Origin of the sequence: Methanococcoides sp., from assembly GCF_030594565.1 — an archaeon.
GTDB lineage: Archaea > Halobacteriota > Methanosarcinia > Methanosarcinales > Methanosarcinaceae > Methanococcoides > Methanococcoides seepicolus.
In genome coordinates, this window is sequence record NZ_JAUVEY010000085.1 from 1 (window position 1) to 9722 (window position 9722).

Consider the following 9722-nt stretch of genomic DNA (forward strand, 5'->3'; position numbering starts at 1 on the left):
GTGGAGGAAAAAGCATGTGTGATGCTTATCGACAGGCCACTTATCAGTTATCTTCTTGACTCGCTTCTTGGTGCAGAACACATAGAACGTGTTTTCGTTCAGACCTCTCCATATTCTCCTGAAACCGAATCGTGTGTCAGGGATCGCTATGGGGATGACGTTCTCATTCTCCGTACCCCTGGTGATAATTATGTTGGGGATATGGTAAATGCTGTCAAAGATGCTGGCAGCACCGGTCCTGTCATGATATTGATGCCGGACCTCCCTCTGGTCGGATCAGAACATATTGATGCCATAGTTGAAAGCTATGAGGAACGTTCCATTCCGGCAATGTCAGTTTATGCTCCTATTGGGCTTTTCCGGGAGCTGGGGTTGCGGCCGGGTACAGTGTTCAACAAGAACGGCGAAATGCTGGTCCCGGTGGGGATAAATGTCCTTGATTCTGCTAAGATAGAGGAAGAGCAGGTGGATTTCGATCATCTGACTCATATTCCTGAAGTTGCGATCAATGTGGACTCGGTCGTTGAACTGGCAAAGTGTGAGGAAATGCTATTGGCCAGAATGGTATAAAGGGATCGAATCAAACCAACCTGATTTTCTTTTTTTATTATTTTATTTATAATGTTACCTTTTTATGTTCGCAGCATTGGTTTTTATTCAATTATGTATTTCGTTAAAGAAAGCTAAATTGAATAACTTAATATATTTTCGGTTCTTTACATTATTCGATCAGCGTGTCACAAGAAAAAGAACTCCCTCTGAAAGAAAACATTATAGAATTGGCCTGTCCCTCACATGGCGGGCTTATTCGTGAAATGGCTGACAAGTATGGCATCCCGGCATCGGAGATGCTGGACCTGAGCGCCAGCCTTAACCCCCTCGGAAGTCCCTTCGACCATCCTTTAGGCGGGCTTGACCTTGACAGCTTGCTAGAGCATGCCATGGGGCGATTTGGGCAATATCCTGATAACCGTTATCTTGAATTTAGAAAGGCCGCTGTTAATTTTCTGGGTAACGGGCTGTCTATCGAGAACATAGTTCCGGGCAATGGTTCCTGTGAGATAATCAGGCTTGTGGCAGAGGCGATAGTGGATCAGGGCGATATTGTACTGATACCCCACCCTACGTTTGTCGAATATGAACAACAATGCAACGTAGCAGGCGCAGATGTTCGTTACATAGGGCAGGATGATATCTTCGATCTCTCCGACGATGTGCTTGGGGGTGCAAAGATCCTTTTCGTATGTAATCCGAACAACCCTACCGGTAAGCTTCATAAAAGGGATGATATTCTGTCACTCGCAAAAAGATGTGTTATCAATAACACTCTCTTGTTCGTAGATGAAGCCTTCATCGAACTTACGGACGATCCTTCACAAACTATCACTGATACTGTGATCGATAACGATCATCTTTTCATTCTTCGCTCTCTTACTAAGGATTTTGCTATCCCTGGTGTCCGTCTCGGGTTCGGTGTGGCTTCAAAAACAATTGCAAATGCATTGAACACTGCAAGACTTTCGTGGAATCTCGGTTCCATTCCCGAGGAGATCGGAATAGCAATGCTTAACATGGAAGGCGGTTGCAACAGTCCGTATCTTGTGGCATCACGTAAGGCCATTGAAAACGACCGTAATTATCTTACTGAGCGCATCTCAGGGATACGCAAGTTCAAACCGCTTCAAAGCACCGTGAACTATATCCTTGTTGATATCAGTGCCTCCCCCCTTGATTCTGTTGAACTCACGCAGCGTCTGGCTGCACATGGGGTGCTTATAAGGGATTGCAGTTCTTTCCCATCCCTGGGTGAGGACTTTATAAGGATCGCTGTCCGTCCAAAGGAGGAGACTGACAGACTGTCACAGGCAATAGGAAAGGTCGTTGTTGAAAAAGCAAGAGATGATGCAAAAGCTGAGCTTGTTTCAATGCTTGAAAGTGGAAATGCAACTCCTTCTGGTGGGAACCTTGATTGCCCTTATTACCCATGTCATTTCAGCGGTCAGGATTGCACTTTCTGTTTCTGTCCTTTCTATGGATGTGAGGATGAACGTACAGGGGGCAAGTGGGTCGACCGCTCCAGTGGCGGTCAGGTCTGGAGTTGTGAGGATTGTGTTCTCGTTCATGAAAAGGATGTTGTGGAAGAGCTTCTCTATGTGCTTTCAGAGGCTGGCGATATGGACATTAAATTGAAAAAAGCGTGGGATAAGGTGCTGGAGCCTCGTTTATGATCGAACCTTTCCTGCCTGACACGGGGCATCTGATATTCGTGCTCCTTCTGGCAACAGGTTTTGATCTGTTGATAGGTGAGCCGCCCACAGCATTGCATCCGGTGGTCTGGATAGGCAATCTTATTGGATTCTTCAAGAAAAAAGTGCCAGCCACACATAAAAAAGCATATGGTGTGGTATTTGCTCTCATTGTCATCCTATTTGCAGCTTCTATAGCTTATGTTGTGCTTCTTATCGCAAATCTATCGTTCATTCCGGAATTCGTAGTGCTTCTCATTGAGGCCTATTTCCTGAAATCCACGTTCGCCATTCGCAGATTACTGGAAGCTGCAATGGAAGTCTATGGTGAACTGGAAAAAGGTGATCTTGTATCTGCACGTAAAAAGCTCTCAATGTATGTGAGCAGGGATACTTCACAGTTAACCGAAGGGCAGGTGTCCTCTTCTGTCATTGAGACCTGCTCCGAGAACTTCGTTGACGGTATATTGAGCCCGTTGTTCTACTATGTGATATTCGGCCCTTACGGCCTTATAGGTGCTTACATCTTCAAAGCGGTAAGTACGCTTGATTCAATGGTGGGCTACATGAATGAGAAGTACAGGGACATTGGTTATTTCTCAGCAAAGACCGATGATGTGCTTAACTGGATACCTGCACGTATCTGTGTGGTGTTTATCATGGCAGGTTCTTTCCTTTCAAGTGTTCTCTTGAAGAGCAAAGGACTGGACCATATTGGGGCGTTCAGGTGTGCATCAACAGACTGCATGACAACGCCTTCTCCTAATTCCGGTTATCCGATGGCTGCAATTGCAGGGACTCTTGGTGTCCGGCTTGAGAAACCCAATACCTATGTTATAGGTAAGGGCCTCTCATTGCCAAAGGCAGAAGATATTAAAAAGGCAGCAGAAGTTATCGGTATGTCTTCAATACTTGTTGTAATAATATCTGTGGCGTTAATCTATATTATATCGAATTTAATCAACTATCTATAATCGAACCTTGTAAGTGATAATTATGAAATTGTCAGATATAGACTCTCAGGATCTCAAAAAAGACCAACCAAAGGAATTGGAAGGCGATATTAATCATAATATCATCGAAATACTGGAAGAAGAAGGTATCACCGTGGATATGCTTGTTGATACTGCTCTTGAGCTTTATGCTCCCCATCCCGGGCTTGAGACCCGTGAGATTGCAGAGGAACGCTTCAGGAGGGAACTGGATATTGCTATCTCCGATGCTAACCTGTGTCTTCTGATATATTCCGGTATACTGCTGGAGCGGGAGGGTGAAAAAGGCAAACTTCCGAATATCAGCAGAAGTTCTTATGAGAAGGATCTGACGTTCATCATCGCCGATGAGGTCATGGGAATGAGCATTGCTAAATATATCAGTGGGGATAAGGGCATTTTCGAGTTTGTGAGGTTCGACAAACAAAAACCTGGTATCCTTTCAAAACTGGGACCTTTCATGGATGATGTCATTGGAGGTCTTATTGGTGGTGTTTCTGCCAACATGTACACAAGGGGCATGGCAGAAGCGGCTGAAAATGAAAGGAAGCCAAAGAAGAATCTCGATAATAGTGGTGTGATAGCAGGATGAGCGGATTTTTACTTGCCCTTAGAACAAGCTTTGGTTTCCTTTCCACAATACCTGTGGGTATGTCCATGGAAGGGCTTGATGAACTTGTAAAGCGCAGTTATCTCCAGACCTTTGCAGGCATTGTCCTTGGGGCTATGATAGGCATTTTTGCATATTTGACCGAATCTTTCCTCCCTTCGACCATAAGCGCTGTACTGATAATGGTGTTCATCTATTATATTACAGGATTGAATCATCTTGATGGTCTGGGTGATTTCGGCGATGGTGCAACAGCACACGGTTCTTTGGAAAAGAAGGTCAATGCCCTTAAAGATCTGTCTCTCGGTATCGGGGGAGTCAGTTATACGGTTTTGGCATTGATCGCTTTGTATGCATCGATATCTTCCCTGCAGGCAGAGGTCCTGTTCTTCTCGGACAATGCTGCACTCATCGTTCCCATCTCTCTTCTTATAGCTGAGATCAGTGCAAAACAGGCTATGCTGACACTGGCTGCATTTGGCAAGCCTGTCCATGAAGGCCTTGGTTCCATGATAATCAATAATACTACATTTGCAAGGTATGTTGTATCCTTCGTGCTTGGTGCATTGGCATGTGTGCTGGCATTTGGAACCCTTGGTATCATAGGTTATATCTCTGCAATTGTTACAGCTTTTGTAATATTGAATATTTCCAACCGCCATTTCAAGGGCATAAATGGGGATTGTATCGGTACAGCAAATGAAATTGCAAGGATCATCGTATTGATGGTGCTTACAGTTGCTATCACTGCGGTCAATAATGGTTACGGGGGTCTCTTTTGGATGCCGTTATAATGGCCGGTGGCCAGGGACTTCGGCTCGGTATGGGTGAAAAACCATGTGTCGAGCTTCTCGGTAAGCCTCTCATAAGTTATGTGATCGACTCGCTTGAGAGATCCTCCTACATTGAACGTATATTTGTGGCGGTCTCCCCCTCAACCCCTGCTACCGAAGAACTTGTGAATGAAAAATATGGGGATCACATCCAGGCGATCAATACCAATGGTGACAATTACGTGGGTGACATGGTATATGCAGTGGAGAGTTCCAATATCAGGGAACCTGTGATGATAATCATGTCTGATCTGCCAATGGTGACTCCTAAATTAATTGATTCCATCATTGAGGCTTATCAGGACTGTGATAGTTCTTCGATGTCTGTTTTCGTTCCTATCTCTCTTTGTAAGGAAGTTGGTATCAGGCCTGATACCGTATTTAATTGGGAGGGAAATCTTATTGTGCCTGCAGGCATCAATATTCTTGATGGGAAATTCATTAACGAGGAGCAGGAATATCACAATTATATGCTGGATGATCCTGAGATCGCATTGAACATCAATACGGTGGATGATATGAAGCGGTGTGAAGATCTCCTTATGAAGAATTTGTTCTCTAACTGATAGGTCGGGGTCATATGGTCGAATATATAACTATTGATAATAAGAAATATTCTTTGAAAAGTCTCCGATTGATAACAGGTGATCTGTCCTTAGCTGCGGATGTTACTGGGATATCTGAGGAGCAATTGCTTCTTTGTGAAGCTATAGATGATCCATATATACTTCCTTATTTATTGGATCGTTTTTATTCCCTTGAACTAAAGGATGCTGAAGGATTCAGATTATGTCTGATACGTATTCAGGTGGATTCTGATCTTCGTCTTAATGAGGATATACAGAAACACCAGCATCGCGGATATGTTGCGAGGACGGTCGAGAAATTGTTGTTCAGGGATATTTTCCTTGAGGTTCTACGGGAAGGGGAGGAAGAAGTTGTGGAGGGCTAAGTTCCAATCATTTTTACATGGCATAAATCATTTTTTATATCATAACAAGACATATTGATGTTTCAATACAGTTGTTTCTAAGATGTTCGATCGATAGAGGTGCATCTTTTCATTGCTGTATGGTTCTCAAAATTCTTTTAAAAATATTCAACATAATCTAATATAACTATCAGGTGTAAATATGGCTGATGAAGTAATTCAAGAAAGGGTCAGTACGGGAATTCGTGGTCTGGATGAGATGTTGAAAGGTGGTTTTTTCAAAGGGACTGCTAACGTAGTTTCAGGAAAGTCCGGTACCGGCAAAACAATTTTTGGCACACAGTTCCTGATGGAAGGTGTCAACAAGGGCGAAACAACGATGTGTATAATCACCTCTGAAGAGTCAAAGTCTCTTGTACGTGAAATGCAATCTTCTTTCGGATGGGATCTTGATGGTCTGGTAAATGATGGAAAACTTGTATTTGTGGATATTACAGACCCAAGTCTTCGTCTTCAGAAAAGTGTGGAGATCGCTCCTACGGAACTTATCAAGAGCTTCAAGAAGCTTATTGAGAGCAAGCTTGAGGAAGTAAAACCTGACAGGGTCTTTATCGATTCCGTTGAGGCAATGTTCCTTGCTATCGAGTCCAATTATAAGCTCCGCACATTGATCGATGATGTCTTCGGTGTCTTCAGGAAACGCGAGGTCACTGCCCTTGTCACAGTAGGCTCAATGTTCGGTCTTGATGAGATGGTCGAGTATGGTGCTGATTCTGTTATCAAGCTCGGTCGTGAGATTATTGGAAGCAACTTGCAGCGTACTGTCTATGTCATGAAGCTCAGGGGTTCAGGCACTATCAATGAAGTAAGGGTGCTCAACATTTCCGACAGCGGAATGGCAGTACTTCCGCAGTCTCCATACCTCGAGAAATAATATTTTACAGAACAAGAAGGTACCTTTTAAGGTACCTAATTTTAAACTTTTTTTGATAATTGATCTGCTTTACAAAAGGTACCAGTCCATATCATTGGTGGACAGGTCTTCGTGAACGCCAACAGTGCGTGCGTCGATGTTCATTTTTTCTGTGATGGAATCTGAAAAGTCCTGAAGGTACTGTTGCTGGCTCAGGCTGCCATAGACGAAACGCTTGTCAGGGTTGGCAAGTTCTTCCATTGTTTCTTTTTTAGGAATAATTGAGACTTCTATATTTGTCATCTTAACAGCTTTTTCCATTGCTGTTCTGAAATCTCCTATGCAGTAGGCGACCCTGTGCTTGTAGTTATCACGTGTTTTTTCGAGATATCTTGCAAGCCTCTCGCTTTCCATCTTTATAAAATCCCGTTTTATCTTTGCCACATTGCATTTTCCCATCATGAACTTATAGTCTGTGAATGGATATTCTGTATCGATCTCTCTGGGGGTTATCCCGCAGGTCCCGAAAACGACCACATGTGCATTTTCCTGTTCGAGAATTCCAAAGATTATGCGGTCATACATTTTGTGTGACGGACTAGTATGGTATGGTTTTCTCATTGCACATGGGACAAATATACAAAAATCCCTTGTCGGTGGCTTATATTCTGATAATACCCATTCATTGGCACGTATCATATCCGGGTGATATATCAGGCGTTCGGTATCAAGGGGCTCATTGGAGCGTTCATATTCAGGGATTATAGTTTTCAACATGTGATGGATTCTGATAAACTATATATATAATTAACGACGTGAATGTTATGGTTTTGTATAAACTATACAAAAGTAATTTCTAAGTTCTAATTTATCAAGTGGTAAAAAATGACAACATCGATCCGGGAAATGTTAAGGGCCAATTGTCAATGTGACGATGTGGCAAAGTGTATATTGGGGCTTAAAACACTTGATATGGAGGCATATAAATCCCTTCTTGCAAACGGCCCAATGACAGCTGAAAACCTCGGTGAGTTCCTTAACCGGGAGCGCAGTACAGCTTATCGTTCACTGCAGAACCTCATCTCATGTGGTCTTGTTTATCGTGAGACCAAGACCATCGATATAGGTGGCTATTTCTATGAATATGTGGCTGTTGATCCCACAAGGGTCAAAGAAATGATCCAGGAAAATATCGATAAGTGGTATGAAAAAGTGACCGGTCTGGTCGCAAATATCGATAAGGAACTCCTGGGTGAGTGATCTGGGTAGTTAGAAGAAATTATTGTAACAAATTATTGGAAAAGGACGTTGTTGAAAAAAAGATGGGTCAATTCATAATCTATCGACAAAATTACCGATTCTCTCAAGTGCTTCTTTGATGTCTTCTCTTGATTCTGCGTATGCACATCTGAGGAAGCCATCTCCTGTATTCCCGAAGATGTTTCCGGGGATGGTTACGACCTTATACTCATTAAGCAGCCTTTCTGCAAATTCATCAGATAAGATCCCTGTGCTGCTTATTGATGGGAATGCATAGAATGCACCTCATGGGTTGAAGCAATCAAGTCCGATGTTGTTCAGACCACTGACAATAAGTTTTCTGCGACGGTTGTACTCTCTGGCCATCTTCTCTACTTCTTCCTCGCCATTGCGAAGGGCTTCAATAGCTCCCACTTGGGCAGAAATACTTTGTTTAAAGCTCGATTTTGTGAATTAAAGATAGTTTACGCTTAATTTTGGCTTTTAATCACCTTTAAATTTGTATGGGGTGAAATTATGCCTTCAAGCCCAATGAAAAATTTAAGCGAGTATGTGACATACGAGAATTATTTGAAAATGGATAAAGCTGCTAAAGATTTTGATAATGATGCAAGATTGAAAAAAGTGAAAAGAGGTTCCTATTTGTTATTAATTAGAATTTTATTCTTTATGGTGCAAGAATATCTGAAATTGTTGGCTCTCAAGGCAGACTGGTTACAAAATGCATGTATCTGCCATTCATCAATTATATCGAATTCATCCATTTTTTGAATCCTCTCTACAAATTCGTTACCCCCACTATGGAACACTCTACAAATCAGCTAAATCTTCCGCAATAGTGGTGTCTCGTATTCTTTCAGCAATCGTTTTTATCATTGATCAACTCGAATTTTCTTTGTCCAAATTCTGCAATCCATTCTTCATATAACATTTTAGTCTCCTCAGTTGAAGAATTATAAATTGTTAAAACATTTCCAGTTTCACAATAATTAATATCCACAACTGTTCCTGAAAAGCTACGACTGATTGTATTAAAATATTCCGATGTACTTACATTTTCACCAATTTTAAATACATAATCGTTTTCTACTTTTAATTCATCAGTCATAATTTTATTTTCAAATGACTCTTCTATATTATTTTTTCCTAACGTATATCCTAAAATAAACATAGAATTCAAAACAAGAAGCAACAAAAAGATGTTTTTTAATTTCATTTCATCCCCTCAATTTCTTTCAATTTTTCAATTGTTGACATTTTCCTTGAATGATGGTGGAGTGGCAAATGAATGGGCAATCGGGTCGGTATGGCTATCTTCCCTGTTGCCAATGCCGAGAATATCAAAAATGTGATCTGTCATGAAATATGATTGTTGACTATTTTACTTAATGGTTTCCGAATAATTATATATTTATATTGATGATAAAGGCCAAAAATCATGCATCCTTTTGTTCCATAATTCTTTTGTAGGCTCCACATTTATCTGCAAAAAGATCCCCCTTGGCATTGAACCTTTTTCAAAGGATAAATATGATTTGCATTTTCCACTATTGAAGTCCTTTACTTCATATGGAGATGCGGTACGTTGATAGCCTAATCCACCAAATATCCCGCAAATTTTGTCAACCTCTACATCATCGAATGTGTTATTCAAAGTGTGAAAAACCTGCCCTAAAAACTGATTTATTTTATCCGCATATCGTGCAACTGACAAAAGCTATTGTCACGTTGTAATGGTAGATTCATAGTAACTATTCAGCCTAATTATTGTCAATCCTGTATCAACTCTAATACAAAAAATTAATTTGCAACCCTAAAATCAAACAATCGTTGGAACAAATGGGTTTCCATCGATTGCATCTTGAATAGCTTTCATCACAGAAAGTTGATTCTTCTTAACAGTAGAAATGTAGCTTCTTATACGACAGAAAGAACGT

13 protein-coding genes and 1 pseudogene are annotated in these 9722 nt (G+C 41.4%); 10 read left to right on the top strand and 4 right to left on the bottom strand.

The features are described from left to right. The 8 genes from QAS77_RS07930 to QAS77_RS07965 form a co-directional block, all read left to right on the top strand. The coding region (locus QAS77_RS07930; protein ID WP_331522459.1) for an NTP transferase domain-containing protein at positions 1-570 on the top strand (570 nt) is incomplete at its 5' end. Positions 571-734: 164 nt separating this feature from the next. After that, positions 735-2228 carry a threonine-phosphate decarboxylase CobD gene (cobD, locus tag QAS77_RS07935; protein ID WP_305064818.1) on the top strand — a complete coding sequence of 498 codons (1494 nt, stop codon included), beginning with the start codon at positions 735-737 and terminating at the stop codon, positions 2226-2228. Then, positions 2225-3220 (top strand): cobalamin biosynthesis protein, encoded by a 996-nt coding sequence (locus QAS77_RS07940; RefSeq protein ID WP_250866822.1) that lies wholly within the window; start codon positions 2225-2227, stop codon positions 3218-3220. Before cobD ends, QAS77_RS07940 begins: the two co-directional genes overlap by 4 nt. Before the next feature lie 22 nt (positions 3221-3242). Continuing rightward, positions 3243-3830 carry an alpha-ribazole phosphatase CobZ gene (gene cobZ, locus QAS77_RS07945; protein WP_250866821.1) on the top strand — a complete coding sequence of 196 codons (588 nt, stop codon included), beginning with the start codon at positions 3243-3245 and terminating at the stop codon, positions 3828-3830. After that, positions 3827-4642: an adenosylcobinamide-GDP ribazoletransferase gene (gene cobS / locus QAS77_RS07950; protein ID WP_305064820.1), complete on the top strand. Its 816-nt coding sequence runs from the start codon at positions 3827-3829 to the stop codon at positions 4640-4642. The genes cobZ and cobS overlap by 4 nt, the downstream gene beginning before the upstream one ends. Beyond that, the gene (locus QAS77_RS07955; protein WP_250866819.1) at positions 4627-5247 is read left to right on the top strand and encodes an NTP transferase domain-containing protein; all 621 of its coding nucleotides are present in this window, start codon (positions 4627-4629) and stop codon (positions 5245-5247) included. Before cobS ends, QAS77_RS07955 begins: the two co-directional genes overlap by 16 nt. Positions 5248-5261: 14 nt before the next feature. Next, on the top strand, positions 5262-5633 hold the full coding sequence (locus QAS77_RS07960) for a hypothetical protein (protein ID WP_250866818.1): 372 nt from the start codon (positions 5262-5264) through the stop codon (positions 5631-5633). 181 nt (positions 5634-5814) lie between these two features. Continuing rightward, entirely contained in the window at positions 5815-6546 is a 732-nt protein-coding gene (locus tag QAS77_RS07965) for an RAD55 family ATPase (RefSeq protein ID WP_250866817.1), read from the top strand. A gap of 69 nt (positions 6547-6615) precedes the next feature. Here QAS77_RS07965 and QAS77_RS07970 read toward each other — a convergent pair whose 3' ends face one another. Next, positions 6616-7302: a DUF5591 domain-containing protein gene (locus tag QAS77_RS07970; RefSeq protein WP_305064822.1), complete on the bottom strand. Its 687-nt coding sequence runs from the start codon at positions 7300-7302 to the stop codon at positions 6616-6618. A 108-nt stretch (positions 7303-7410) separates the two neighbouring features. On the opposite strand from QAS77_RS07970, the gene QAS77_RS07975 reads away from it, so the two are divergent. Next, positions 7411-7785, top strand: coding sequence for a helix-turn-helix domain-containing protein (locus QAS77_RS07975; RefSeq protein ID WP_172367688.1), 375 nt, complete (start codon positions 7411-7413; stop codon positions 7783-7785). Between the two features lie 72 nt (positions 7786-7857). On the opposite strand, the pseudogene QAS77_RS07980 reads toward QAS77_RS07975, so the two are convergent. Continuing rightward, a pseudogene (locus tag QAS77_RS07980) lies at positions 7858-8211 on the bottom strand (aminotransferase class I/II-fold pyridoxal phosphate-dependent enzyme); the annotation flags it as partial. A gap of 90 nt (positions 8212-8301) precedes the next feature. Here QAS77_RS07980 and QAS77_RS07985 point away from each other — a divergent pair. Next, entirely contained in the window at positions 8302-8556 is a 255-nt protein-coding gene (locus QAS77_RS07985; RefSeq protein ID WP_305064823.1) for a hypothetical protein, read from the top strand. A gap of 85 nt (positions 8557-8641) precedes the next feature. On the opposite strand, the gene QAS77_RS07990 is transcribed toward QAS77_RS07985, so the two are convergent. Together QAS77_RS07990 and QAS77_RS07995 are read right to left on the bottom strand one after the other, a co-directional pair. Further along, a complete protein-coding gene (locus QAS77_RS07990) occupies positions 8642-9001 on the bottom strand; it encodes a hypothetical protein (protein ID WP_305064825.1) in 360 nt (119 codons plus the stop codon). Between the two features lie 195 nt (positions 9002-9196). After that, positions 9197-9499, bottom strand: coding sequence for a hypothetical protein (locus tag QAS77_RS07995; RefSeq protein WP_305064827.1), 303 nt, complete (start codon positions 9497-9499; stop codon positions 9197-9199). Positions 9500-9722: the final 223 nt, after the last annotated feature.